General features: G+C 50.3%; 17 protein-coding genes and 2 tRNA genes. 10 read left to right on the top strand and 9 right to left on the bottom strand.

Features of this window, described 5'->3' with window-relative positions:
* The first annotated feature begins 138 nt into the window (after nt 1–138).
* The 6 genes from M1P97_RS01975 to M1P97_RS01950 all read left to right on the top strand — a co-directional run bounded on the left by M1P97_RS01975 (nt 139) and on the right by M1P97_RS01950 (nt 3,653).
* Nucleotides 139–750, top strand: coding sequence for a trimeric intracellular cation channel family protein (locus tag M1P97_RS01975; protein WP_129732809.1), 612 nt, complete (start codon nt 139–141; stop codon nt 748–750).
* A 29-nt stretch (nt 751–779) separates the two neighbouring features.
* Entirely contained in the window at nt 780–1,838 is a 1,059-nt protein-coding gene (locus tag M1P97_RS01970; protein ID WP_394803870.1) for an asparaginase, read from the top strand.
* 46 nt (nt 1,839–1,884) lie between these two features.
* Entirely contained in the window at nt 1,885–2,688 is an 804-nt protein-coding gene (locus tag M1P97_RS01965) for an MBL fold metallo-hydrolase (RefSeq protein WP_075558145.1), read from the top strand.
* Nucleotides 2,689–2,781: 93 nt separating this feature from the next.
* Nucleotides 2,782–2,854, top strand: a tRNA-Lys gene (locus tag M1P97_RS01960).
* Nucleotides 2,855–2,879: 25 nt separating this feature from the next.
* Nucleotides 2,880–2,952 (top strand) — tRNA-Lys (locus M1P97_RS01955).
* Between the two features lie 161 nt (nt 2,953–3,113).
* Complete coding sequence (locus M1P97_RS01950) at nt 3,114–3,653, top strand: glutathione peroxidase (RefSeq protein ID WP_195372826.1); 540 nt, start codon at nt 3,114–3,116, stop codon at nt 3,651–3,653.
* A gap of 310 nt (nt 3,654–3,963) precedes the next feature.
* Here M1P97_RS01950 and M1P97_RS01945 read toward each other — a convergent pair whose 3' ends face one another.
* Nucleotides 3,964–4,239, bottom strand: coding sequence for a hypothetical protein (locus M1P97_RS01945; protein WP_195372827.1), 276 nt, complete (start codon nt 4,237–4,239; stop codon nt 3,964–3,966).
* A gap of 328 nt (nt 4,240–4,567) precedes the next feature.
* On the opposite strand from M1P97_RS01945, the gene M1P97_RS01940 reads away from it, so the two are divergent.
* Complete coding sequence (locus tag M1P97_RS01940; RefSeq protein ID WP_249388240.1) at nt 4,568–5,428, top strand: pyridoxamine kinase; 861 nt, start codon at nt 4,568–4,570, stop codon at nt 5,426–5,428.
* Nucleotides 5,429–5,502: 74 nt separating this feature from the next.
* Entirely contained in the window at nt 5,503–6,444 is a 942-nt protein-coding gene (locus M1P97_RS01935) for a ketopantoate reductase family protein (protein WP_195372829.1), read from the top strand.
* A gap of 173 nt (nt 6,445–6,617) precedes the next feature.
* On the opposite strand, the gene M1P97_RS01930 is transcribed toward M1P97_RS01935, so the two are convergent.
* Nucleotides 6,618–7,595 carry a type I phosphomannose isomerase catalytic subunit gene (locus M1P97_RS01930; RefSeq protein WP_195372830.1) on the bottom strand — a complete coding sequence of 326 codons (978 nt, stop codon included), beginning with the start codon at nt 7,593–7,595 and terminating at the stop codon, nt 6,618–6,620.
* Nucleotides 7,596–7,616: 21 nt separating this feature from the next.
* Nucleotides 7,617–9,635, bottom strand: a complete 2,019-nt coding sequence (locus M1P97_RS01925) for an alpha amylase C-terminal domain-containing protein (RefSeq protein ID WP_195372831.1) — start codon at nt 9,633–9,635, stop codon at nt 7,617–7,619.
* A 100-nt stretch (nt 9,636–9,735) separates the two neighbouring features.
* Here M1P97_RS01925 and M1P97_RS01920 point away from each other — a divergent pair, with 100 nt between their 5' ends.
* Both M1P97_RS01920 and M1P97_RS01915 read left to right on the top strand, forming a co-directional pair.
* The gene (locus M1P97_RS01920; protein WP_249388239.1) at nt 9,736–12,042 is read left to right on the top strand and encodes a cation:proton antiporter; all 2,307 of its coding nucleotides are present in this window, start codon (nt 9,736–9,738) and stop codon (nt 12,040–12,042) included.
* Nucleotides 12,043–12,414: 372 nt separating this feature from the next.
* Nucleotides 12,415–12,918, top strand: a complete 504-nt coding sequence (locus M1P97_RS01915) for an RNA polymerase sigma factor (protein ID WP_249388238.1) — start codon at nt 12,415–12,417, stop codon at nt 12,916–12,918.
* Between the two features lie 87 nt (nt 12,919–13,005).
* Here M1P97_RS01915 and M1P97_RS01910 read toward each other — a convergent pair whose 3' ends face one another.
* The 6 genes from M1P97_RS01910 to M1P97_RS01885 form a co-directional block, all read right to left on the bottom strand.
* Entirely contained in the window at nt 13,006–14,091 is a 1,086-nt protein-coding gene (locus tag M1P97_RS01910) for an outer membrane beta-barrel protein (protein ID WP_249388237.1), read from the bottom strand.
* Between the two features lie 10 nt (nt 14,092–14,101).
* A complete protein-coding gene (locus M1P97_RS01905; RefSeq protein ID WP_249388236.1) occupies nt 14,102–18,424 on the bottom strand; it encodes a T9SS type A sorting domain-containing protein in 4,323 nt (1,440 codons plus the stop codon).
* Nucleotides 18,425–18,960: 536 nt separating this feature from the next.
* Nucleotides 18,961–20,874: a TonB-dependent receptor plug domain-containing protein gene (locus tag M1P97_RS01900; RefSeq protein WP_249388235.1), complete on the bottom strand. Its 1,914-nt coding sequence runs from the start codon at nt 20,872–20,874 to the stop codon at nt 18,961–18,963.
* Between the two features lie 92 nt (nt 20,875–20,966).
* Entirely contained in the window at nt 20,967–21,368 is a 402-nt protein-coding gene (gene nikR / locus M1P97_RS01895; protein ID WP_075558155.1) for a nickel-responsive transcriptional regulator NikR, read from the bottom strand.
* Between the two features lie 129 nt (nt 21,369–21,497).
* Nucleotides 21,498–23,117, bottom strand: coding sequence for a SusD/RagB family nutrient-binding outer membrane lipoprotein (locus M1P97_RS01890; protein WP_249388234.1), 1,620 nt, complete (start codon nt 23,115–23,117; stop codon nt 21,498–21,500).
* 15 nt (nt 23,118–23,132) lie between these two features.
* Complete coding sequence (locus tag M1P97_RS01885; protein ID WP_249388233.1) at nt 23,133–26,456, bottom strand: SusC/RagA family TonB-linked outer membrane protein; 3,324 nt, start codon at nt 26,454–26,456, stop codon at nt 23,133–23,135.
* Nucleotides 26,457–26,476 lie beyond the last annotated feature (20 nt).

Here is a 26,476-nt window from a genome sequence, read left to right as displayed (position 1 = left end):
AGCCTGCATCATCCGTGCGATGCAAACTTATACATAATTAACAGTACAGCATTCGTTTGGTTTAAATTATTCTTTGGTTGTGTCACTAGAAAACACCCACAATCCAAAGGAAATACTTATTTTTGCAGAAAAAACAAAATGATAGATTTTATCACCTTTTGCGACTATACCGGAACTTTTGCGTTTGCAATTAGCGGTATCCGCCTCGCCTCCGCCAAACAATTTGATTGGTTCGGGGCCTACGTGGTCGGGTTGGTCACGGCCGTTGGCGGGGGTACGGTGCGCGATATACTACTCAACGCGACACCGTTCTGGATGGAACAGACTTCTTATTTAACAGTATCGGCGCTGGCTTTATTATTTGTTATCATTTTCCGGAAATACGTTATCCGGCTCAATAATACCTTCTTCATCTTCGACGCGATCGGTCTGGGGCTGTTCGTGGTGGTGGGTATCGCCAAAACACTCGAGTTCGGCTTCCCCATGTGGGTGGCTATCGTGATGGGGACTATCACCGGTTCGTTCGGAGGGATGATACGGGACATATTAATCAACGAGGAACCGTTGATTTTCCGGAAAGATATCTATGCGCTGGCCTGCGTCTTCGGCGGGCTTGTCTACTACCTCTGCATGCAGATCGGGCTCAGTCCTGCCGTCACGCAGTTCTCGTCGGCACTCGGAGTATTCCTGATGCGCATAATAGCGGTTAAATATCACATAAGCGTCCCGGTATTGAAGGGAGAAGAATAATTTATTACCTTTGCAGTATGACAGTAAACATGAACGATCAACGTGACAAGGCATCGATCCTGCTAATCTATACAGGCGGTACAATCGGAATGATTGAAAACCCTGAAACCGGAGTACTTGAATCTTTTAATTTCCAGCACCTCAGAGACAATATGCCGGAACTGAAGAAACTGGGCTACTCGGTGTCGACCATCCAGTTCGACCCGGTGATGGACTCGTCGGAAATGGGCCCGGAATCGTGGATGAAGATTGTACGGATTATCGCCGACAACTATACTCAGTACGACGGCTTTGTCATCCTGCACGGCACCGACACCATGTCGTTCACCGCCTCAGCCCTGAGCTTTATGTTGGAGAACCTGAGCAAACCGGTCATCTTCACCGGCTCACAGCTGCCCATCGGGATGCTGCGGACCGACGGAAAGGAAAACCTCATCACCGCCATCGAAATTGCCGCAGCCAAGGAGAACGGTGTACCCATCGTGCCCGAAGTATGCATCTTCTTCGAAAACGACCTGTTGAGAGGCAACCGGACAAGCAAAATCAATGCTGACAATTTCAACGCGTTTCGTTCGTACAATTACCCGGCTCTCGCGCACGCGGGGATCTATATAAAGTATGATACCGGACAGATTTATCACTCGGTATCACGCAAACCGCTGAAACCTCATTACCTCTTGGACAGAAACATTGCGATACTTAAACTCTTCCCCGGGATCTCTCCCCAGGTAGTGGAAAGCATACTCAATATACCCGATCTGAAAGGGGTCGTGATGGAAACCTTCGGGAGCGGCAACGCACCGAGCTACGAGTGGTTCCTGACCATGCTCAAAGAGGCCGTCGACCGCGGAATTGTGATTGTCAATGTCACCCAGTGCTGCGCCGGCAGCGTCGAGATGCACCGTTACGAGACTGGGCATAAACTGCTGGAGGCCGGCGTGATAAGCGGGTTCGACAGCACGACGGAGAGTGCCGTCACCAAGTTAATGTTCCTTTTCGGCCACGGACTGACTCCGGAGGAAGTGAAGGATCACATGAACTGTTCGCTGATCGGGGAAGTGACGATCCCGGATGCGTTCCGTTCGTGATAATACTATGTAAAACAGAATGTGCCGCGAGGCGGAATAGAAAAACATGAAACTATCATTTCTTAGCTTAGCAAGTGGAAGCAGTGGCAACTGCTATTATCTGGGTACTCCCGAATTCGGGATACTGATTGATGCAGGTATCGGGATCCGAACCATAAAGAAGGTGTTGAAAGATAAAGCGATCGACTTTTCCAAAATCGTGGCCGTCCTTATCACTCACGACCATGCAGACCATATCAAGACGGTAGGCTGCCTGGGAGAAAAAATGAACCTGCCGGTCTACACCACCGCCGCTGTTCACCGTGGGATCGAAAAGAGCCGTTATGTGGAGGAGACGCTGTCTACCTCCCGCCGGGTCATCGAGAAGGAAGTGCCTTTCAGCATCCGCGATTTCAATATCATCGCCTTTGAAGTTCCCCACGACAGTACCGACAACGTGGGCTATTATATAGAATATGGTGAGCATAAGTTTACCTTCGCCACCGACGTAGGCCATATCACCGACACGGTGACCCGCTACATGCGCATGGCCAACCATCTGATTATCGAAGCGAACTACGATGAGGAGATGCTCCGTTTCGGAACCTATCCCGCCTTCCTGAAGGAACGTGTCGCCAGCCCGACCGGCCACCTCAGCAACCGCGAAGCCGCCGAGTTCCTGGCCGCCAACTACGATCCGAAACTGAAGGATATCTGGTTGTGTCACCTCAGTCGCGACAACAACCACCCGGAGCTAGCCTTCAAAACGATCGATATACGTCTTTTTCAGGAGGGAGTGCGCGTAGGCAAAGACGTCTCTCTCATAGCGCTTAAGCGCACTACTCCGTCCGATATTTTTGAATTCGAGTAAATTTCCTTCGAAAAAACCGGACGAAAATTTTGCAAAGAAAAATTAAACCTCTATCTTTGCACCCGCAATCAGGAAACAACCTGACGCATGAATGACTTGGTAGCTCAGCTGGTAGAGCAAATGACTCTTAATCATTGGGTCGAGGGTTCGAGCCCCTCCCAGGTCACTCTATAAAGAAACCAACACATGTTGACTCGGTAGCTCAGTTGGTAGAGCAAATGACTCTTAATCATTGGGTCGAGGGTTCGAGCCCCTCCCGGGTCACAAAAGAGAAAAGGATAACAGCATTTATCGGTAAAACGGTGAATGCTGTTTTTGTTTGCTACCCAGCATTACCTTCTCTTCCGCTTAATTCAAGTTGTACCCATGTAATCCAACTTTTAGATTGATTTGTTGTTATATTAATATAACTAAAGGACATTTTTATGAAAACATTCATTATAACTCTAATTGCAATAATAATGACAACAACAATCAACGCACAGCAAAAAAGTTTTTATGACTTCACTGTGAAAACAATCGACGGAAAGGATTTCCCACTTTCCTCTTTAAAAGGGAAGAAAGTATTAGTTGTCAATGTGGCTTCCAAATGTGGCTTCACCCCACAATATGCCAAACTTGAAGAATTATACACCAAATATGAGAAAGATAACTTCGTAATAATCGGCTTTCCCGCCAACAACTTCCTCGGACAGGAACCCGGCAGCAACGAAGAAATCAAAAAGTTTTGCACATTGAATTACGGGGTCACATTCCCCATGATGGCGAAAATATCCGTTAAAGGAAAGGACATCGCCCCCCTTTACCAATGGCTCACGCAGAAAAGCGAAAATGGTGTCGCCAACGCCAAAGTAGGCTGGAATTTCCACAAATTCCTGATCGATGAAAACGGTAACTGGGTCGCCTCCTACGGCTCGACAACAGATCCGCTATCCGAAAAGATTGTCAACTGGATTGTAGAGTAAATCATAGAAGCTTATTTGCGTTTTAAACGCAATGTTTTGCCACGCTCTGTGCAATGTTTTGCCATGCAAGTGGCAGAACCCTGCCATCAGCATGGCAGAGGTCTGCCAATAGGGTGGCAAAGTTCTGCCAATACGATGGCAAAACTTTTTACTTATGGTGCACGCAAACAAAAGCCGCCCTATTCTCACGAACAGAGCGGTTGTTTGCCCTCTAAAGGGCTTGGGATACAACGTTATTAGATATGAGGATTAACGTTATAGAGTAAAAAGTATGATTTCACCAATTACATTCAAAAAACTATTCTCACTTTTAATTTTTCCAATCTACAATAAAATCTGTTCCCGGTTTGTTACCCTTTTTCGGGGTATACATTTCAACGGGAACTTCCCAGTCCGTTATAAAACCACCCGTATAATCCGGCTTGTAACTCGCCTCCTGGTCCTCTTTTTTACCTTTGGCAGAGTCTTCACAAGTCCACTCTGGTGAACCACCACGTTTCCGTTTACCGGAAACCAACACTGATCTTTGTATTCTTTCGCCCCAGCCCGATAGCGGTGGAAAGAATTCGATTTTAGTAAAAATCATTTCAACTATAATCTTTTTTTAAACATTACTCAGCATGGCTGATAACAATCTCAAAAACTTTGATGTAAAGATATCTCCCTGAAACCACTATTTTACTACCATCTTCAACTATTTCAGTTACGATATTTATAAAAGAAGGCCTACCCCGCTGCAAAATCCTCCCAAAAAGACAAAAAGACTCCCCGAGCCTAAAATTTACTCATTTCATAACAATCTCGTTTCTATATTGCTGAAAACTGCCTATTTTTGGTTGCCGGGAAAAACAACCCCAAGCGGCTTCCAACATTTCCCGCATACCCGTTGTTCTATTGATATAAAAATAAATAGTATGAAGAATAAGACACACCAGAAAAGAGTTGCAGCTATACACGACATTTCCGGTTTCGGAAAATGCTCACTGACAGTAGCCTTACCTATTTTATCGGCCGCCGGCATTGAAACATCGGCACTCCCAACCGCCGTCCTCTCCACTCATACCGGGGGGATCAGCGGATACACCTACCGGGATCTTACCGACGACATGCGGCCGATCATGCAACACTGGAAATCACTCGACATCAAATTCGACGCCATCTATACCGGCTTCCTCGGATCGTTCGAGCAACAAGATATCGTAAAGGAGTTCTTCGATATGTTCAGGACAGACGACAACCTCATCCTGGTCGACCCCGTGATGGGCGACAACGGTGAACTGTATACCATCTTCACCCGCGAGTTCGCCGCCGGAATGAGGTCGGTTTGCGAGAAAGCCGATATCATCGTACCCAACCTGACGGAGGCGGCCTTGCTGCTCGACGAGCCGTTCAACGGCGGCCCTTATACCCGCGCCTACATCGAGAGCACGCTGCGTAAGCTGGCCGACCTCGGGCCCAAACGGGTGGTACTGACCGGCGTCTTCTTCAAGGAGGATGAACTCGGCGCCGCCACCTACGACCGCGAAACGGACACGATCGAGTACGTTTTCACCCGCAAGATACCCGGCTACTACCACGGTACGGGCGACGTCTTCGCCAGTGCCCTACTTTCAGGTCTGGAAAACGGTTTCAGCCTCACCGAATCGGCTGCCATCGCCGTGAATTTCACGGCGGAAAGTATCCGGCGAACCTATGAAGCCAAGACGGACTACCGCTTCGGTGTTAATTTTGAACAAAGTTTCCCCGACTTTCTAAAAGAACTCAAACTCGTATAAAAGGTTTCGAATTTATTTTTCATCTTTGTGCTCCCATATAATGATTATAAACGTGAAAACCCCTGGATAACGATATGAGTAAAACTAAAATAGCTATCTCCGGTATAGGAGCTGTCGGCGGATATTACGGAGGTTCGCTGGCTGCTTATTATGAAAACTCCGATGAGGTGGACGTTTTCTTTATTGCCCGTGGCGAAAACCTGAAGGCCATCCGCGAAAACGGGTTACAGATCAAGAAGTCGTACCGCCGGATAACCGCCCGTCCGACACTGGCAACCGACAATCCGGCCGAGATCGGTCCGGTAGATTACCTGCTGTGCTGCACCAAAAGCTACGACCTGGAGGACAACATCCGCCACCTGAGTCCCGTGATCGGGCCCGATACCGTGGTAGTGCCCCTGCTCAACGGAGCCGACATCACGGAACGGATACAACAATTACTGCCCGACAACCGCGTCTGGAAAGGCTGCGTTTATATCGGCGCCCGGCTGGTTGAACCCGGACGGGTGGAGAAATTCACGTTAAAGGACCGGCTTTTCTTCGGCGATAACGGGGGCGACCGCGACAAACAGGAGGAGTTTCGCTCCTTACTGCACAACGCCCGTATCCTGGTGACCAACCCGGCCGACATAGACGCCGAGATCTGGAAGAAATTCTTTATGATCTCCACCGCCGCCACCATCACCTCTTATTTCAACGAGCCGATAAACGACGTGATCGAGAAGCACAACGATTTCTTTATCACGCTGGGATATGAATTGAAAAGCGTAGCCGAGGCCAAAGGGATAGAGTTACCGGACGACATCGTATTCACGTCGATCCAGTCGCAGAAGATGATGCCGAACGGTTCGACCACCTCCATGCACAGCGACTTCCGCCGCGGAGGGCCTACGGAGATCGAGACACTGACGGGCTACGTCGTACGCGAAGCCGAGAAGGCAGGCCTGCGGGTTCCTACCTACCAGTTCATGTACAAAGGGCTGACGCGGTTCCCTTATCCGGGCAGAAACAGTTGACGTATCTGCAAAACAGGCCTCCGGCATATATAATAAAGAAAAGGGGTTAAAGCTATCCGATCCGGTTGTTCCGGACGATAAGCTTCAGCCCCTTTTCTATCCCCTCCGGTCGGTCCGGAAGATCGGTATGCCGCCTTTTCGTAGATTAGGCGGCAACCGGTAAGGAGACGGGATCAGTCCCCGATATAAGTTTCCATGAACTTCGCGCCTGGTGCTGGGGAGATCGTAACGACCTGGGTATCGGCGGGCATGAGCACGGTCTGTCCCTGATGGACAAATATTTCGTTGCCTTTGTTGTCACGGATGGAAGCCTTGCCACTCATGCAGATGTAGACAACAAAAGAGTCGAGCTCGGAGAAGTCGCGCACCATCATCGTGTCGAGATCCAGCAGGTTGGTCGTGAAGTACTTGCAGTCGGCCAGTTCGACCGTCGCGTTGGTATGGCCCTTGTAGTGCGTACGGTAGTCGGGCAGCAAGGTATAGTCTATCGCATCCTTAGCAAGCTCGGTGTGCAATTCGCGTCCGTTGCCGTTGGCATCCTTGCGGTCGTAGTCGTAGATACGGTAAGTGATGTTGCTGGTCTGCTGTATCTCGGCGATGAAGCAGCCGGCACCGATTGCATGAACGCGTCCGGCAGGCAGGAAGAAAACGTCACCCGGCGTCACTTCATAACGCTGCAAAACGTCCATGATGGTGTTGTTTTCCACCCGTTTCACATACTCGTCGGCATCGATCTGCTGCGAGAAACCGGAATAGAGGGCGGCACCCTTGGCTGCATTTATCACATACCACATTTCGGTCTTGCCGAAGGAGTTGTGACGTTTGCGGGCCAGTTCGTCATCGGGGTGTACCTGGATAGACAGGTCATCACGGGCGTCGATGAACTTGATCAACAGAGGAAATGTCTCACCGAACTGCTCGATCACCTTCTCTCCGACCAACTCTTTTCCATAGGTACGGATCAGTTCGTCAAGGTTTTTGCCGGCCAGCTCACCGTTTTCCACCACGGAAAAATTGCCGTCCACGTGCGAAAGTTCCCAACTCTCACCAATTCCTTCTTCAACCGGTGTGATGCCCTTGAACGGGCAGATGTCTGAGCCTCCCCAAAGGATCTTCTTGAGGATAGGCTTGAATGTCATCGGATATAACATAATGTGTTTTTGTTTAATAAATTACTTCTTTACTTTTACTTTTCTCAATACAACAGCACTGCGTGCGGGAATGTAAAGTTTAAGCCATTCTTTTTTCTCTTTTTTATACAATGGGTCAAATTGTGTAAAATGATGTATGGAGTCGTCAGACAAACCGAAGCCACCGAAGCGGGTAGCATCCGTATTGAGTACCACTTCGTACTCGCCTACGGGTACGAGGAAGCCATAGTCGGTATACGACTTCGACGGGCTGAAGTTGAACACGAACACGAGGTCTTTGCGCATATAAGCCAGAATCTGGTCACCGTCGCTGTCCCACACCTTCTGTATCGGGGTGGACTGGAAGTTCTTCACGCTACGGATCAACTCGATCATTTCGCGGTCGAAGTCACCCAGGTAGTGGTACTTCAAATCCATGTTGTCTACCAACTCCCACTGGCGGCGGGCGTATTTATGCGACCATCCATTGCCTTCGCGCGGGAAATCGATCCACTCGGGATGCCCGAACTCGTTGCCCATAAAGTTGAGATAGCCGCCGTTGATGGTAGAAGCCGTCACGAGGCGTATCATCTTATGAAGCGCGACACCGCGTTCGACCACGAAGTTATGGTCGTCCTTCTGCATATGCCAATACATTTCCGCATCTATCAGACGGAAGATGATGGTTTTATCTCCTACCAAAGCCTGGTCGTGGCTTTCGGCGTAACTGATTGTCTTTTCGTCGGCGCGGCGGTTGGTCGTCTCCCACCAGATGGAAGAAGGATGCCAATCCTCGTCTTTCTTTTCCTTGATGGTCTTGATCCAGTAGTCGGGGATGTTCATGGCCATACGGTAGTCGAAGCCATAGCCCCCGTCTTCATATTTGGCCGCCAGACCGGGCATGCCGCTTACCTCCTCGGCGATGGTGATGGCGTTTTTGTTGACCTCGTGGATCAGTTTGTTGGCCAGTGTCAGGTAAGCGATGGCATCGCCGTCCTGATGCCCGTTGAAATAGTCGCCGTAGTTGCAGAACGCTTCACCGAGACCGTGGCTATAATAGAGCATCGAGGTGACACCGTCGAAACGGAAACCATCGAACTTGTACTCTTCAAGCCAAAACTTACAGTTGGAAAGGAGGAAGTGCAATACTTCGTTCTTGCCATAGTCGAAGCAAAGCGAGTCCCAGGCCGGATGCTCACGGCGCGAACCGCTGAGGAAATACTGGTTGTAGGAACCGTCGAAACGGCCGAGACCTTCTACTTCGTTCTTCACTGCGTGGCTGTGAACGATATCCATGATGACGGCAATTCCCATGCCGTGTGCGTCGTCTATCAACTGTTTCAGCTCTTCGGGCGTGCCAAAACGCGACGAGGCGGCGAAGAAGCTGCTCACATGGTAGCCGAAAGAGCCATAATAAGGATGTTCCTGTATGGCCATGATCTGGATGGCGTTGTAGCCTTCGCGGGCGATACGGGGCAGAATGTTGCGGCGGAACTCATCGTACGAGCCGACTTTCTCCTCGTTGGTGGACATACCTATATGGCATTCGTAAATCAACAGCGGGGCGGTATTGGGTTTGAACCGTTTGTTTTTGAACGTATACGGCGTGGCCGGATTCCATACCTGCGCACTGAATATCTTGGTGTTGTCATCCTGTACGACACGGCGTATCCATGCCGGGATGCGTTCGCCGCTTCCTCCGTCCCACTCTACGAGCAGTTTGAAGAGGTCTTCGTGGTGCAACATTTCTTCGGGAAGGGCTATTTCCCAGACACCGTATCCCTGGCGTTTCATGCTATACCGTTCTTCTTTTTTCCAATCGTTGAACGTACCGATCAGATATATAGCGGTGGCATTCGGGGCCCATTCGCGGAACACCCAGCCATTGTTGGTCTTGTGCAGGCCGAAGTACAGATAGCCGGAAGCCATTTCAGACAAGGTTTGTTTCCCTTTGTTAGTCAGGATGTTTTCCTTTTCTATCACGTATTGATACCTTCCTTCTATCGCCTCCTTATAAGGGGCAAGCCAAGGGTCATTCTTTATTAGATTCAGCGACTCCATGATTATTTGAGATTGGTTTAGCGCAAAGATAAAAGAAAAAAACATACCGTATTGATATTACGGGGATATTTCTTAATTTTGCATCAAACCCATGCAATATATGAGTAGAGGAACAAAGAGTATCGCTTTTTATCTGGTGATGATCGTTGTATTCGGTTCGCTGATGTACTTCATCGCCAAGGAAGGAGAAAGCCAGCAGCTTGAAAGCGCCATCACATCGACCTACGACGCCCCGAAAGATCTGGGGGAAGGTTTCACCGTTTTCTGGGAACTGATGACCCATCATATACAGTCGCCCATCGGCATCCTGCTGTTGCAAATCATCACGATCCTGTTGACGTGCCGCCTGTTCGGGTGGTTGTTCCAGAAGATAGGGCAACCTACGGTGATCGGCGAGATCGTGGCCGGTATCGTGCTCGGACCTTCGATATTGGGGCATCTGTCGCCCGAAGTTTCGGGGTTCCTCTTCCCTATCGAGTCGCTGGCCAACATTACGATACTGAGCCAGTTCGGACTGATCCTCTTTATGTTTGCCATCGGGATGGAACTGGATATCACCGAGGTACGGAAAAAGCTGAAGGAGACGATCCTTATCAGCCATACGAGTACCATTGTTCCTTTCTTCTGCGGGATGCTTACTGCCTACTACGTCTACGACACCTACGCTGATAAAAGCACGCCTTTCCTATCCTTCGCCCTGTTTGTGGGCATCGCCATGAGTATCACGGCCTTCCCTGTGTTGGCACGTATCATACAGGAGAAGGGGTTGACGCGTACGCATCTGGGGACGATCTCACTCGCCAGCGCGGCCAACGGCGACATAACGGCCTGGTGCCTGCTGGCGGTCGTGATAGCCATCGCACAGGCGGGGTCAATGCTGAGTGCGATCTACAACATACTCTTCTCGGTGATTTACATCGCTTTCATGTTCTTTGCCGTCCGGCCGTTCCTGAAAATGGTGGGACATATCTATCATAATAAAGAAGTGATCGACAAAGGTCTGGTTGCTTTTATGTTCCTCCTGTTGATTATCTCGGCTTACCTGACGGAGATGCTGGGGCTGCATGCGCTGTTCGGCGCGTTCATCGCAGGGGTGGTGATGCCTAGTAACGTTAAGTTCCGCAAGATCATGACCGAGAAGGTGGAAGACGTCTCGCTGGCGTTGTTCCTGCCCTTGTTCTTCGTCTCGACGGGGTTGCGCACGGAAATCGGGCTGTTGAACAGTCCGGAGTTGTGGTGGATGTGCGGGGTATTCATACTCGTTGCCATCATCGGTAAGTTCGGCGGGGCGATGTTTTCCGCCCGTTTCGTGGGGGAGAGTTGGAAAGACAGCCTCTACATCGGGGCGTTAATGAATACGCGCGGGTTAATGGAGCTGGTGGTGCTCACCATCGGCTACGAAATGAAGATACTTCCGCCCTCGATCTTCGTGATGTTGGTGTTGATGACGCTCGTCACAACCTTCATGACCATCCCGCTGGTGTCGTTCATCAAGTTCTGCTTCCAGACGCGGGAGAAGATCAAAGAATACAAGGCGGTGGACGTAGCGGACGGGACTTTCAAGGTCTTGCTCTCATTCGGACGTGCCGCCAACGGACAGATCATGCTGGACGTGGCCTACCAGATGTTTGCGCACCGCCGTCACCAGGTAGACCTTACGGCGCTTCACCTCACCGTCGGCTCGGATGTGAACCCGCTTCACACCGACAACTTCGAGGAAGTGAGCTTCGGCCCGATCCTTTACGGGGCAAAGAAGCTGGGGGTGAACATCGAAACGCGCTACGAGGTGTCGAACAACGCGGGGCAGGACATCACCGACATCGTCAACACCGAGGGTTTCGACTTCCTGCTCGTCGGCTCGGGCATATCCATGAGCAACCAGCCGGACGACATCGAGGCGAACCGTTACCGCACCTCTTTCTACAACAAGTACTTCAAACGTTTCAAAGCGCCCGAATCCTGGTTTTACCCCGGTGCGCTGCTTAAGGATAAGACGAAGATGTTCATCGGCAAGAGTAATTGCGACGTAGGCGTGTTTGTGAACCGTGGTTTCGTAAAAGCGAGCAACGTGATCGTGGTGATCGACTCCGAGCGTGACCTCTTCCTCCTCGATTATACTTCGACCTTGCTTAAGACGACGCACGGCTCGGTAGGCATCCTCGACCGCAGCAGCTCGACCACGCCGGGCAGCGAGAAGATACAACATGCCATCCACCAATTCACGGAATCGGTCAAGCAAGCTTCCCTCATCGCCGACAAGGACATGAGCGCGGCTACTTTCAACGGCTACAACTTCATGCTTATCAGCTACGACAGCTGGAACGACGTCTCCGAACATCGCCGCGAAGCTTTACAGAAAATGCCGTCCACCCTGATACTTAACCATAAGGAACGAGTGGAGGAATAACGATAAGGGCGCATGTTTTGTAACAAGAACATGCGCCCTCTTTTGAAAAGGATGTAAGTTCCCAGCCCCCTTCTACATCCCCTCAAACAGAATCCCGAAAACCAGCCACCCGAAGCACACAAAATCACTTGATTATCATAGCAATTGAAAATTATGACGCAATACTTGCAAATATTGTAATTTACAAGTACAAAACTTGTATATTCCGTTCAATTTCAAGCGGTTTTAGCATACAAATATTAATAGTAGGCTTATATCATTAATATTAGCAAAAGAATTAGTTTTTTATAAAGTATAAGTTTATTTTTGTATTGTATTAGTTGTTGAATTACAACTATTAACCGACTTATAAACATTCAAAAAATTAAAATTATGAATGGAATACAATTTCAACAAAAATTATTGGGCTTACAAGAGAATATGATGAATTTCGCTCTTATGCTCACTGCTAACAGGGACGATGCCCAGGATTTACTGCAAGATACAGCACTTAAAGTTTTAGATAATCAGGATAAATTCGTTGACAACGTTAATTTCAAAGGTTGGGTTCTGACCGTTATGCGTAATATTTTCATCAATAACTACCATAAGGTAGTACGCGTACAAACGGTAGTAGACTCCAGCGTAGACCTCTACAACCTGGACGTGGTTAACGACTCCGGTTTCGACTCGCCCGACAAGGCGTACAACATCCAGGAGATCACCAAGGTAATCAACGCCCTGAACGACGACCTGAAGATGCCGTTCTCCATGTTCGTCAGCGGTTACAAGTACAACGAGATAGCCGACAAGCTCAATCTCCCGCTCGGAACAGTCAAAAGCCGTATCTTCTTCGCCCGCCAGGAGCTCCAGAAGAAGTTGCAGGATTTCAGATGATCTGAATAACAAATAAAAAAAGGACTGTAGAGGTTTTCTCTACGGTCCTTTTTTATGGGAATTACCGAAACCAATACCTGAACTTTATCAATTCAGTTTGAATCGTAACCCTAATTTCACACCGAACGACATCACTTTCACCTTATCGGTTACATTCGAATTCAATATGCCGTTGTATGGAATACCTTGTCCGACGATCTTATTCCCTTCCGGATGATAAGACGCAGGAGTCGACAGCAGGCCCTGATCCTTCTTCTTTTTCATGTTGGTGAAGCCGTAGTCGATATAGCCGCCCAGCAGCAAGTCGGTGTCCTCGCCCAGGGCAACCATAAAGCCCAGTTCGGCCGTTCCGGCTATGCCCAATTTCAACTTGTTCTTGCCGCTCCAGTCGAGCTCCTTACCCGGGTCGCTGATCGTGCCGAACCCATGATGAGGTACGGGCGACTCGGACGGCGAACCCACGTCCGAAGGGATATGCGGGTAGTAACCCGATACGTTCAGTTCGCTGACTGCATTACCCTGCACCTTGTATTTTGTCTGGACAGGGATTTGAAGCTTCACACCCAGGCCGGCATACAATCCCCAGTTTTCCTCTTCCCCGAAACGCGTCTGGTACATCGCCATCAGCGGGATATCCAACAGGAAAGCGGTCTGTTTCTCTTCCAGGCTCTTCAGGCGGGCACGCAGTTCGAAGTCACGCGGGTGGCCCGAGAAGTCGTCATCGTCAGTCATTGTTCCCAGTTTCATGTATTTGTCGTCCGACATATCGCCCCTCAAACGACCTACTGTGGCGTAACGGGAGATTCCTATCCCCGTAGCAAAACCCCAGTGAGGATTGAAGAAATAACTGTAACGGATATCGACTTCATAACCGAGCTTGCTGTCGCGGTTGCCTTTTTCCTGGAAACCTTCGATCCGATAGTCAAGGTCGTAACGGAAGGAAGAAGAGCCCACACCGCCGGAGACGGTGAGGTAAGACGTTTTTGTGCGCGTCGTGTCGCGCTGCTCCTGCCGGTACTCACGCTGCTGTTGACGGCGTTGTTGCTGCTCTTGGTGGCTGTACCGGCCGTGTTCCCTGCCACCCGTTCTTTGTTGGGCGGAAACGGTAGTGGACAGGATGCCGGCGGCAAACAATAGAATGCTTTTATTTATCTTGGAAATCATTGTTGTCATATCTGTTGGTTTATTTTACGATGATTTTATGGGTGGTGGACTTGCCCGTCTCGGTGGTCACCTTCACCACGTAACTACCCGAAGCCATGTCGGCAGGGATCGTTGTTTCAGAGGTCAGGGTGGTCAGACGCTCGAATAGCTGTCCGTTCATGTTGTAGATCTCGATCACGGCCGATTCGGGAGCTTCACCCGGCGTGCCGAGACTGACTGTGATCGGCGTATTCTTATTGACCATCGTCGGATAAACGCGGGTACTCTGGAACTGCGTCAGTGTCTCGAATGTGATCGGACAGCTTACCACGTAAGTATCATCGGCGCGATATGCCTGTATGAAGTAGGTACCCAGTAATCCCTCCGGCACAGAGTAGTAGATGGAAGTACCGTTTTTGTCGATCTTCTGACCGTCTTTGTACCACTGGAAGCGTACAAACTCGTTATCCTGGTTGGTGATGTAGAGGAATTCGTTCCATTTCACCAGGATACGCAGGCCGTTTTTGCCCACCGTTACCGTGCGGCTGCTCTCCATTCCACAGTCACCGTATACGTCTACATAATAGATACCCTCCTTGTCCGGAGTCAGTGCTGCCGTGTAGCTGTCGGAAGTCGCACCCGGGATAGCCACTTCGTTGAAGAACCATTGGTAACTCAGGTTGACGCCCGTCGCTTCGACCGACAGGGTGAAGGCGTCGCCGTCGCAAACGTTCACCGACTGCGGCTGGCGGGTGATGGTCGTTGTCTCCAACACTTCGATGTTGAACGGATAAGCCTCCTCGCGGTCCGGATCGCTCTTCAGGCGCACATAGATGTTGGCGTGGTAGATACCTCTCGGGATGCGGTTGGAAACCGGAACGGTGATGTATCCCGGAGTCAGGTCTTTGTATTCCGTATCGCTGAAGCCGGCGGCAATCGCTTCATCCGTGAAACGGACAGCGTACTCGATCGGATAGTCCGGATTCAGGACGCTGACAGGGATTCTGAATTCGCCGTCCACGCTACAATACGGCGCCGTCTCGCCCACATGGATCATGCCTTCGTCGGTGATGACGATCGTGTGCCGGTAAGCGGGCTGGTTGTAATACAGCTCCGATGCGATGCTTTCGCCGTTGTAGAGCGTCAGCTTGTGTACATTATATATATAGGTACCGACAAGCGTATGGGCCTCCCCTTTGTTGAAGGTGTAACGTTCGGTTTTCAAGACGGCTTCGTCCAGCGGATAATGATAGCCGGCCGGAGTGGCGGTGTACTCTATTTCCCAACGGTCGTAGGTGACGTTGTTGAAACCGACAGGGCGGATCTGCACATACACCGGCGTCCCTTTGGTGACGGTGGTAGTGGTCAGGTTGTCCACATCCCGGAAGTCCTCGAGCTTGTTGGAGGCAGTGGAGACAGACCATTGCAGCGCGCCGCCAGGACCAGGACCGGGGCCTTCGCCGTCACCGATCACGATTGTGTGGCGGTAGGGCGAGTCGGCATAGTCGTAAGTCTCGATGGTCTGGTTGCCGTACATGTCATACAGGGTCAGTTTGGTGATGGTGTATATGTAGGTTCCCTTTTCGGTATGGGCCTCCCGGTTGTTGAAGTTGTGACGTTCGGTCTTCAGCGTCGCGTTCATGCCGTAGTAGTGCTCGGCCGGGGTCACGGTGTATTCGACCGCCCAGCGTTCGAAGTTGATGCCCTCATGTCCGACGGGACGGATCTGGACGAAGACAGGAGTGCCGTAATTCACCGAAGTGGTTGACTGGTCGTCCACATCCTTGAAGTAAGGCTGTTCGCTCGTCACTGTGGAAACGGACCATTGCAGGGCCGGATCTTTCACGACCGGTTCGTCCTGGATAACCACCTTATGCGTACAGGAAGCGTTCCGGTAGATATAGGCGGCCACTTCCACGCCGCCTTTATACAGGAGCAGCTTGGTCACATTATAATAGTAAGTACCTTCGAGCGTGTGGGCTTCCCCTTTATTGAAGTCATAGCGCAGGGTTTTCCCGATAGCCTCTCCCATCGGATAGTGGTAGTCGGTCGGGGTGGCGATGTACTCGATCGCCCAGGTGTCGAAGTCGACATGCTCCAGGCCGACCGGGCGGATCTGCACGTAAACAGGCGTTCCGACCATGACGGTCGTCGTGGAATTGTTCTCCACATCGCTGAATTCATACGGGTCGGCGGTTGTCTTGGAGACAGACCATTGCAGCTTCAACACGGAATTGGGCTCCCACCGGGCGTAAAGGTCGGTATTCTCGGTGATGGTGAAGGTCGCTCCGGGCAGGTAAGCCGTACCGGTTCCGTCGGCCTTGGTCGTCCATTTCAGGAAGATGTAGTTCAGACGGTTGGGCAGGCTCGTGGCCGGATAGGTGGCTACTGTAACATTCCCATCCGAAGCCGATGCGGTAAAAGTCTGATCCGTACCGAAGTTAGAATGATAGATTATATCCAAAGCCCCATCTTTCCAGATAGCTTTCAATTTTAAATCGGCTGTAACAGGGGTATTGCTGTTCCAATCTGTTTCATATTCATCATCTGTTACCCATTTTACAAACACCTTTCCATCCGGATGAACGAGTTTGTCCGTAGCAGTGGTCGGACTGGTTACCTTACCACCAGAATAGGAAACTTTATAATAATAAGATGTTTTACTATCAGTCAGGGTATAGTAATCATCACCAATATAGGCGTTTTCTCCCAATCCCGTCCAAATTCCTCCGTTAGCATTGAAACGGGCCCAAAAGATTTCAACAGAGCCAACATCCGGTTTACTGGTACTCCTTGCATATCCCCTTTGATCGGATGTCAGGGAATTAGTAACGCTTTTCCCGTCTGCCAGCCCAAAAGTAAATTCATTATCGTTAGGAATAATTGATATTGAAGGGATGATCCTATAATAATCGGTATTCAGTTCATTCGGGTTTCCCACTTTATTTGCCGCATTATCCTGAACGTGATTTCCATGAAGGACCACGTCATCCCGACCAAAGGTGTTCTTTATAGTTATATTACTCGCCAGGTTAGAACCATTATCAAAGCCGATATTTCCTACATTTACGGAATAACTAGGATTAAAAATACTATGTTTCCCGATATTAGCATAACTATTAGTGATCTCATTTACACCACTTTTGATATAATTACCCAGTATGATGTTATTCCTTAGTGTGAACTTTGGAGCTCCATCCGAGTTCGCATGGGCACCTATCCCACCACCCCTTTGATAAGAACTGGTCGTATAGTTGCGGATGATCGTATTATTTTCCATGGTGATGGGAGTCGGCAACGAAACCTGAACTGCCCCGCCCGACGTAGCAACGTTAAATGTCATACCCAATTGTACGGTAGTGGCCGGATTCACATCATTCGACTCATTCTCAAACATGGTACAGTTAACGATGCTGCTTTCCGCACCGGCCGCCGGATTTTGTACATACACGGCACCACCATCGTCGGAGGCCTTGTTTCTGTAGAAGGTAGAATTCGACAAATAAAACTTCGCATAATGCGTATTTGCATTTCCTCCATGTACGCCGATCGCTCCACCGTCACCATTCCCGTTATTCGTCCTAATGGTTGAATTATAAGCAAAGTAACAGGCATCGATAGAAACAGAACCTCCAACAGGAGCATATACTCCGATAGCTCCTCCCCACTCATTTGCCACATTATTGGTAAAGACACAGTTGGATATCTTCGCGACTCCTGTGGTATATCCTTCAAAACACATCGCACCGCCCGAATACCCTCCGTTCATATCTCCATAGTTCTTATCGAATGTGCAATAGTCGATAATCACATTCGTTTTACCGGCAACATACAAACCACCTCCATGACCGAAGCCCCAGTTGTTTATAAATGTGGTCTTCTTAAGCACGACTGTACATGTTGAATTGCCGGCAACCAGTCCAACCCCCGATATAGAATTAAAACTGGAGTTAATAAACTGGATGGTTCCGTAACTGTTATTTGAAATAACAACACCTCCCCCACCGAGTCCGGAAGCGGTACCCGAAGAAGGCAGACGTCTGCCTACAAAATGGAAGCCGTCCAGAGTGAGGCTACCGGTCGAACCTGATGCGGTTTTATTGATCGTAAAAAACCGGACATCTGCGGTCACTTTATACTCTTCACCGCCTCCGTTGATCGTAAAATTATTACTATGATTCACCTGGAGAGCGATAGCAGTTGCATTTTCCTTTGGAAAGGAAGACGATAAAGTAATCGTTCCTCCATCTGAAACATTGTTTATCGCATCCTGCAAATCCAAAACATTATCTACGGTTTGTCCTGTCAATTGCATCCCGGCAATGAGACATAGTTGGAATAAAGTAAGTATAAGTCTTTTCATATTTCTTTATGGATTAGAGTATTACACGAATGATAATGTAACTCATTATCCACATTATCCTTAAAAAAGGAGGTTGATTTACTTGTAAAAAAGAAAGGAATTTTACGCTTGTATCTCCTCAAACGATAACAAACATAATAAGCTGAAGGGCTATGCCCGACAAGAAATACAGCAGTAATCTTACTCATAATTCTAATAAAATAAAGTTCTATAAAATATCTTCAACCCCAAAAATAAAAGGGGCCTCACACTCTTATACAATTATTAAAATATACTATTAAACCGAGACAAATTTACTTTTTAAAAATAGCATTTACCGTTAATTCAAATAGATTAACTTAGCTTTCAAATTCAAAGGAACCATAATACACATTTACGCCAAAATTCTTTACAATTCAATCAAAGGAACACAAAACCACCAGGCATAATTTCACATCTATTAATACATAGTTTTAAAAAAGAACTTTTATACAAGAAAAGAGGCCGTCCCAAAACACTGGAACAGCCTCCCGGCAAGTACTTTATTATACTGAGAACTAGAATGTCACATCTATGCCACCCATGAACACGGCCTTGGGCATCGGAAAACCGTAATTGATCGTATAACGGGTAGCCGTTAGGTTCTCCCCTTTGACAAACAGGTTCAAGCCTTTGTCGCGGCTGCCGAACCGGTAGGCGGCGCGGGCGTTGAGAACGGTGTAATTTTCCTTGACTTCGGAAACTTTCTCGCCGGCCAGTCTCACGTAGAGGTCGTACACGGACTGTACATTCGCGTTGAAGGTGAAGCGTCCAGGAGCATAGGTTGCACCCACATTGAGCTTATGGGCCGGAGCAGCCAAGAGCGGCTTGCTGGTGTGGAGGTAGCTGTAATTCATATCGACGCTGAGGTTTCCGAGGATCTGGTAGCGGCCCTCAAACTCGATACCTTTGTTGGTGAAGGTTCCGACGTTGCGGTTCTTCATCGGATACTGCTGGCCGGGTATCACGCTTACCGACTCGATCATATTCTTTCCATCGATAAAGAAAGCCGTCACCTCGCCATACAAGCGTCCGTCGAGGAACGACTGTCCGACGGCAACCTCGTAATTCAACATATTTTCCGGTTTCAGTTCGTCGTTAGCCGCACCCCACATATACATCTCGCGGATGTTGGGGCTGCGGAAACCTTTCGAGAAAGAAGCACGGATCACATTGCCCTCGAACGGACGGAAGGTAAGGCCTGCCTGCGGAACCCATTCGCCCCCGAACACACTGTTATGCTCGTAACGCACACCGGCGTTGATACTTAACATATCAAAGAGGTCTTGTTGCATGATGACGTAGCCAGCCACTTCATTGACAGATTTGTCAATCAGTTCACCTTTCGGACCGTTGATGCTGTCGTTCCATGCATGTCCACCCCAGTTTTTATAGTCGATACCGGCCGTAAAGGTGTTGCCTTCGACGAGACGGAACGACTGGTAAAGCAGGACACCTGTGTTATGATCGTCCGAACGGAAGAGATATGTGCGGGGTGTTCCGCCGTGCTCGTAGCCATCATTCACCTCGTGATTTCCCCAGTTGTAGAACACACGCAGGGCACCACTTGTCTTTTCGTGATGGTTTTCGAGTGCGAAAGAGGTCGTACCACGCAACACGTCTACCAGATAGTCGAGCACCGGTTCGTCGATCGTACCTGGGTTCTGGGTCTTGAACTTGGCCAAACTCAGGTCGCCTGTCACGCGGTAATGATCGTTTATCTTGTACCCTAGGTTGGCAAAGCCGTTGGTGATATGGAATTTGGAGTTGGGCCGGTGGCCGTCCGTACGGTCGTGGTTCACGGAAATGAAGCTGCTGAAGTTGCCGAGGTTGTAACCGTTGTTCACCATATACTTCTGCGTGTTGTAGGAACCGTACATGATACGTGCCTGAGTGCGCCGTCCCTGCTGCTTATGGTGACGGGTGATGATGTTCACCACGCCGCCCATCGCGTTGGAACCGTACATCAACGAGCCCGGGCCGCGGATCACTTCCACCCGTTCCACGTCGGAAGCCACATAAGTGTCAGGCAGCGCATGTCCGAAGATACCGGCCCACTGCGGCTGTCCGTCGAAGAGCATCAATACCTTGTTGCCCTGCCCTACGCCACGGATGTTGACCGTCCCGGCCGACCCGTCGTTCACCCCGAAACCGGTGATGCCTTTCTGCGTTACAAAGAGTCCGGGGACGCGCTGCGAGAGCACCGGAAGCAGGGCCGACTCGCTACTGGCCTCTATCTCGTCGCGGTCGACCACCGAGATGGAAAGCGGGACGCTGTTGCGGTTTACCTGTATCTTGTTGGCCGAGATCACAACACCCTTCAAGTTGATAAGGCTGTCTATTCCCAGCGGTTCGATGGGTTCTACCGGTTCGGAGGAGTAGGCTAACGTATTGAACAGTAGCCCCGGAATAAGTAAAAATCCTTTCTTCATAATTTAAATTGTATAATATTTGTCATCTGTTCCGTAGCGCAAAGTAACACAAATAAACAAAATCGTGTTACTTTACATGCAAAAAAATATAACTAATCGGCCCGGCTCATCACCAGTTTACCGTGTTTAATCCCTTTGATGGCAGTCAGTTTATCCGACAATTCGGTCAGGCGGTGGGCAGTTCCCATCACGGTAACGATATGAAGGCAGAAATTCTGATTGACATAATATTGGGAGGAAGAAAGTATCACATCCTGATAATCCTGCTGGATACTCACGATCTTTGAAGCGATGGCGGTCTTCTCCTGGTCGTACATAATAATAATAGTGCCGGCCACGATGTGATTGCATTGCCATTTCTTCTCGGCCACGTTCTTTTCTATCAGGAAGCGAATGGCCTGTGAGCGGTTGGCAAAGCCATTTTCGTCCACATACTGGTCGAGCGATTCTAATAGGTTGTCTTCGAGGGAGACGCCAAAACGTTTTATCGACATAGATTGCTTCATTTATTTTGAGCGGTAAATATACTATTTTATTACCGATACAAAGGTAAAGGAGCCAAAAAGAAATAATGTAATATAAATTACAGTTATTATTACCAATATTACTGATTTGGTGAATTTTCAGAAATTCCTTCCCGTATCCCACCACAGGCGGGTGCCGCAATGGTCGGAACCTCCGAGGGCATTGACCAGGGCGGTGTACTGCTGGGGGTTGGCGGCCTTGATACCCACCATGAAGTTGAGGCGGCGAGGGCCCAGGTTGGTGTCGACCGTCCCCTGGCTGGCATTCACCAGGACGGGAAAGAGATGCGGATAGCCCGTGCGACGCTGTTCGGCCCAGGCTTCGCAACCTTCGGGGTAACAGGCAATCCATTTCTGGGTGATGATCCGTTCGAGCTTCTCTTCGTTCGTGGCCGTTTCGTCCCAGGCCGGCGTTATACGGCTCATAGCCTGTACATCGAAGGCGGCGTTAAAGGCATCCCGATACTCTTTCGGCGTACGGGTACTCTTGAGATAAAACGTCACATCACCGGCGCTCCACTGCGCAAATGAAGCTCTCACGCCATTCTCGTAGCAGGCCTGTACGTCCTCGGCCGACCATTTGCGCAGAGCTGCCTCGGCACGCAGGAACCAAACTTCGGCGGCGGTCATCAACACTGCGTCGGTCGATTGGGTGATGGTACTCTTCGAATGTTCGCTGTAATTCTTATGGTTGAAACCCGTTCCCTGACGCATGCCCTTGAACGTGCCGCTTACGCGCACGATCTCCTCCCCTTTCCCACCGAGAGCCTTCTTGAAGTAGTGGGGCAAGCGGGGATCTTCATAGCCTCCCATATACGATTCGAGGTTGGCGTTCATGATGGCACTGCCCCAGGCTACGCTGATCTCCCCCAAAGGATTGTTGTAGCCGCTGCCGGCGGTCGAGACAGCTACGATATCATCGTCGTTCTCCAGTAGTCCGCCCCTGTCGGCCAGAGCCTTATGTGCCTGGGAAGCGGCCAGTTGAGGGTCAGCCATTGCGATACGGACAGCCAGGCGAAGGCGCAGGGAGTTGGCGAACCTGATCCACTCGTCGTAGGTACGTTTGGTCTTAGGCATCAGGAAATCGAACTTGGCAAAATTCTCCACCTTCGGGTTTTCCTCCTGGTATTCGCGTATCTTCTCGATCCCGATGTCGAGGTCTTTAAAGAAAACGCGGTAGGCCTCGGCCTGGGTGTCGGGCATCGATCCGGTTTTAGACCCGAACTGGGTATAAATAATAGGGCCATACAAATCGGAAACACGATGCATGGTTTCTACTTTTAGGATGCGTGCTATTCCGAAAAAGGATGCATACTTTTTTTCGGTGAGTTCTTCGGACTTCAGGATTTCGGGCAGGATATAACCGTAGGTGTTCTCCCAGAACGCGCCGTTCCAACCGTCCTGCATGTTATAGATGGTGTTACCCCTTCCTTCGATGTAGGGGCTAAAGTCGTGGAAATAGCCTGCGAACATGTCCGCGCCGAGGTTCTGCATCACCTGAAACGTCCAGTTCTTCCCCCCGCCCCAATCGTAGTTGAAGTAAATTCCCTGCTGCACGACTTTGAGGGGGAGCCCGTACTTGTTGAATTCCTGTTCCTTCAAATCGTCGGGAAACCCGGTTCCGTCGGTGTTGTACGACTCGAAATGTCCGGTACACGAGGCCAGCCCCAGCCATCCGGTCAGAAATATCAGGGCGATATAGGCGGTTATCTTTTTCATTTTCGTCTGTGGTGATTAGAAAGAAAGTTTCACGTTAAATCCCAGGCTTCGAGTGGTCGGCATACCGAATACATCGATGCCCTGGTTGTCATTCTTGGTCGAGAGCACGGCATCGGGGTCGAAGGGTGCCGATTTATGGAAGAAAAAGAGGTTGCGCCCCACAAGCGAAAGTTGCATCTCCTGCAAGAGTTTCGTCTTTTCCAACAGCCGCTTCGGGAGCGCATAGCCGAGTGAAAATTCGCGGAGACGGATATTCGTCGCGTCATACATATAATATTCGGTGCAACCGTTGCGTCCGCTCACGATGGTATAGAACTTGGAAGGGTCGAGGTACGTGCCTTCGAGGTCGACGTAGCCCGTGTTGCGTGCTTCGCCCGATGCAAGGCTGACCCCTTTTTGGTCCATATCGGCCTGCGTTTGCGAGAGCACATCACCCCCAAAACGGCCGTCGATCAGAAAATAGAGGCTGAAACCCTTGTAGGTAAAGGCGTTGCCCCACCCGAGCATAAAGTTAGGGTTGCTGTTACCTACCTTCTCGGTATTGCCGGAGCCGATCACGACCGGGATCTGGTCGCCATCCTCGTCTTTGGTGTAGACGATCCGGCCGTTTTCGTCACGCTTGAAGGCCTTGCCGTAGATGTCGCCCATCGCTCCGCCTTCGACCAGCCGCATGGAGTAGGAAGAAGAAAAGCCCTCGTCGCCATAAATGAAGGTCTTGAGGTCGGGATGCAGCGCGATGACTTTATTTTTGTTGGTGGAGAAGTTGAGTAAAGTCTTCCACCTGAAATCGTTCGTCAGCAGGGGGATGACACCGACGCAGGCTTCTATTCCCTGGTTGCGGATGTTCCCCGCGTTCACATAGTAGTACTTATAGGTAGCCCCGGCGGACGAAGGGAGCGTGAAGAGCTGGTTCTTCGTATTTGTCTTGTAGAAGGTAAAATCGAAATCGAGGCGGTAATCGAAGAGTTTCCATTCGGTACCTACCTCCCACGAGGTGCTCATTTCGGGTTTCAGCTCGTCGAAAGGCGCGCCGGAGTTGGTTTGGATCGCTCCACCGGCTATAATCAGGTCGTTGCTTCCGGGGATAGGGTTGCTGAGGAAGAGAGGCAGGTCGTTGCCGACTTTACTCCACGAGCTTCTCAACTTGCCGAAACTGACCCACTTAGGCATTTCCAGGGAATTGTTCAAGATCCACGACAAACCGATCGAGGGATAGAAAAAACTTTTGTAACGGGTGTAGGCCAACGTCGACGACCAGTCGTTGCGTGCCGACAAGTCGACGTAGAAACTTTCCTTCCAGCCTGCCTGCGCGGTGGCAAAGAGCGACTGGATGACGCGTCGTTCGTTGATCTTCTGGTTGATATAGGCGGCGGTAGACATGATGATATTGGCCACTGTGAAGAGGTTCGGGTAGTACAGCGAGGCGGTTTTCGAGTCGAGTCTCAGCGAATTGACCGTCCGGCTGTTGATGCTTCCCCCCAGCGCGGCGGTAAAGGTGATGTCGTCCCATTTCTTGTTTGCCATCGCCATCGCGTCGCCATAATAGAGGGTTTCCGTATAATTGAAGTCGATGTAACGGCCGTTAGCCCCCGCCAGTGCAGGCGAGGTGGAGGCATACATTTTCTCCTGGAAGGTGTCGTGTGCGTAATCGGCTGTGCCGCGTGCCTGCAGGTTCAGCCAGTCGGTCACCTTAAGGGTGGCGGTCAGGGAGGCGATGACGCGGGTACGTTTGTCGTCATTCACGACACGGTTGGTCAGCCAATAGGGGTTCTGTTCCATGTCGAGCTCGCCCGTTGTGTACCAGTTCTGCTCCATCAGGTTGCGCTTTTCGTTGAAGGTTTCGAACTGGTCGCGATACACGCTGATGTCCTCGCCACGCGGGAAACGGTAGAGGCCGACCAGGGGATTCATGTAATAGCCACCCGAGGCGGGACGGTCTTTGATGCCCTGTGTCATCAGGTTGACGTTGGCATCCAGCTTGAGGTAGTCATCGAAGAAGCCGGCGGACTCGCGGAAATTCAGGTTATGCTTTTGCAGTTTGTTGTGTTCTACAATCCCCCGGGCGGTGGTGTTGGCATAAGAGAAGTAGGTCTGCATCTTCTCGTTACCGGTAGTGAGCGAGAGGGAGTTGATAGCCGTCAGGCCGTTACGGAAGAAGCCGCCAACGTTGTCATAGTCTTCCAGTTCGGAACGTTCTCCCCAGCTGGTATTTGTTTCGCGATCCATGCCGTAGTCGTTCTGGAACTTAGGGAGGCTGACGGCACGGTCGACCGTCAAACTGGACGAGAAGGTGACGCGCTGCACGTCGGCATGTCCCTTCTTTGTGGTAATCAGGATCACCCCGTTGGCAGCTTGCGAACCGTATAAAGCAGCGGCGGATGCACCTTTGAGAATGCTCATACTCTCGATATCGTCGGGATTGAGGTTTGAAATACCGTCGCCGCCATCGCGGTTGCCGGAATCAGCAGTGCCCCCGATGGCCGAAATGGCCTGTTCGTTGCTGCTGTTCAGCATCGGAATACCGTCGATCACATACAACGGCTGGTTGTTTCCCGATACAGAACGGTAACCGCGGATGATAACCCTTGCCGAACTTCCGAGGCCGAAAGAGGTGCGGTTGATCTGTACACCGGCGGTTTTCCCGGCCAGCGTCTGGATAAAGTTGAACTCCTTCGCGCGTATCAACTCGTCGCCTGCCACAAACTGGGTGGCGTACGGCAGGGAGGCTTCCTGCTTGTGAAGTCCGAGAGCAGTCACGATCACTTCGCCCAACTGTTGGGAGTCCTCCGCCAGCTGGATATGCAGGACACGTTCACCGTTATAATTGATTTTCTGGGGAAGGTAACCGATATACGACACTTGCAGGGTTGCCTTGGGCGGCAAGTCGAGCATGAAATTGCCATCAAGGTCGGTCACAGTGCCGCGGCTGGTGCCTTTGATGAGGATATTCGCGCCGATTATCGGCTCGCCAGCCTTGTCGGTCACGGTACCTGCCACCTGCCTGTTCTGGTTTTCCTGCATACGGATGACGTATTCCCTGTGATTCAAAATGATTTGTTTATTAACGACCGTGAAGGCAATATCGGTATCCTTAAACAGAAGGTCGAGCAGGTCGAGCAGCGAACGGCCTTGCAGACGCTCGCGGACGGGGGCCGACAGGTCGATCACCCGGGCGTCATATATAAAGGAATAAGCGGTCTGTTGTTCGATTGCGTCCAATACTTCGGCCAGCGTTTTCCCGTAGACATCCGTCTTAAGCACAAACGAATCGTCGCGGACAACCTGCGCTTGCAGCCCGGCACACAGAAGCAAACCTAGCAGAACGATGTAAATTTTCATAGAAACGTTATTTATCATGC

Origin of the sequence: Parabacteroides leei (assembly GCF_023369805.1) — a bacterium.
Lineage (GTDB): Bacteria > Bacteroidota > Bacteroidia > Bacteroidales > Tannerellaceae > Parabacteroides > Parabacteroides leei.
The sequence above is the reverse complement of the archived record's forward strand: the minus strand, read 5'-3'. Positions and strand labels throughout refer to the sequence as shown.

Bases quoted from the DNA above. Each gene is read 5' to 3' on its own strand.
- M1P97_RS01950 (WP_195372826.1), top strand. From the start codon at position 3,114: ATGAAAACATTCATTATAACTCTAATTGCAATAATAATGACAACAACA.
- M1P97_RS01945 (WP_195372827.1), bottom strand. From the start codon at position 4,239: ATGATTTTTACTAAAATCGAATTCTTTCCACCGCTATCGGGCTGGGGC.
- M1P97_RS01905 (WP_249388236.1), bottom strand. From the start codon at position 18,424: ATGAAAAGACTTATACTTACTTTATTCCAACTATGTCTCATTGCCGGG.
- M1P97_RS01910 (WP_249388237.1), bottom strand. From the start codon at position 14,091: ATGACAACAATGATTTCCAAGATAAATAAAAGCATTCTATTGTTTGCC.
- M1P97_RS01930 (WP_195372830.1), bottom strand. From the start codon at position 7,595: ATGTTATATCCGATGACATTCAAGCCTATCCTCAAGAAGATCCTTTGG.
- M1P97_RS01885 (WP_249388233.1), bottom strand. From the start codon at position 26,456: ATGAAAATTTACATCGTTCTGCTAGGTTTGCTTCTGTGTGCCGGGCTG.
- M1P97_RS01935 (WP_195372829.1), top strand. From the start codon at position 5,503: ATGAGTAAAACTAAAATAGCTATCTCCGGTATAGGAGCTGTCGGCGGA.
- M1P97_RS01915 (WP_249388238.1), top strand. From the start codon at position 12,415: ATGAATGGAATACAATTTCAACAAAAATTATTGGGCTTACAAGAGAAT.
- M1P97_RS01890 (WP_249388234.1), bottom strand. From the start codon at position 23,117: ATGAAAAAGATAACCGCCTATATCGCCCTGATATTTCTGACCGGATGG.
- M1P97_RS01925 (WP_195372831.1), bottom strand. From the start codon at position 9,635: ATGGAGTCGCTGAATCTAATAAAGAATGACCCTTGGCTTGCCCCTTAT.
- M1P97_RS01970 (WP_394803870.1), top strand. From the start codon at position 780: ATGAACGATCAACGTGACAAGGCATCGATCCTGCTAATCTATACAGGC.
- M1P97_RS01900 (WP_249388235.1), bottom strand. From the start codon at position 20,874: ATGAAGAAAGGATTTTTACTTATTCCGGGGCTACTGTTCAATACGTTA.
- M1P97_RS01920 (WP_249388239.1), top strand. From the start codon at position 9,736: ATGAGTAGAGGAACAAAGAGTATCGCTTTTTATCTGGTGATGATCGTT.
- M1P97_RS01940 (WP_249388240.1), top strand. From the start codon at position 4,568: ATGAAGAATAAGACACACCAGAAAAGAGTTGCAGCTATACACGACATT.
- nikR (WP_075558155.1), bottom strand. From the start codon at position 21,368: ATGTCGATAAAACGTTTTGGCGTCTCCCTCGAAGACAACCTATTAGAA.
- M1P97_RS01965 (WP_075558145.1), top strand. From the start codon at position 1,885: ATGAAACTATCATTTCTTAGCTTAGCAAGTGGAAGCAGTGGCAACTGC.
- M1P97_RS01975 (WP_129732809.1), top strand. From the start codon at position 139: ATGATAGATTTTATCACCTTTTGCGACTATACCGGAACTTTTGCGTTT.